The following is a 412-nucleotide window of genomic DNA, read 5'->3' as shown; positions in this document are numbered from 1 at the left end:
CAACCAGCGCTTCCTCAACGGCTTCGGCAACGGCAACGGCTGGTACTCGGACTGGGACCGCCGCCGCTACCGCCCGTATGGCGAAGCGGTGCGCCGCAATCGTGGCGCGGCGTGGATTGTCGACCGCAGCCAGGATGCCAACGTGCGCTTCGCCAATGGCCAGCATCGCAAGGCCTTCTTCACCGGCTACAACGGCCTGCGCGACTATCACGACGTCAAGGCCGGGCAGGCACTGCAGCCCTACGCCGAGAATGATCGTGACCGCGACAAGGTCGGCCCGGTCTTCACCATCTATGCCGAGACCGCCGGCACCAGCGCGCGCACCACGTCCGGCGCCGGCATCGGCGCCCCGGCCGGCTCGCAGATGGAACTGCCGGACAGGATGGCCAACAACAAGATCGCCGCACTTTCC

At 67.5% G+C, this 412-nt stretch carries 1 protein-coding gene; it reads left to right on the top strand.

All coding sequences use genetic code 11. The annotated features are described in order from the left end of the window. On the top strand, nucleotides 1–412 hold a 412-nt coding region (locus tag HR086_RS47735), incomplete at both ends, for a hypothetical protein (RefSeq protein ID WP_217442282.1).

This window comes from Myxococcus sp. CA039A (genome assembly GCF_013336645.1).
Lineage (GTDB): Bacteria > Myxococcota > Myxococcia > Myxococcales > Myxococcaceae > Myxococcus > Myxococcus llanfairpwllgwyngyllgogerychwyrndrobwllllantysiliogogogochensis.
The sequence above is the reverse complement of the archived record's forward strand: the minus strand, read 5'-3'. Positions and strand labels throughout refer to the sequence as shown.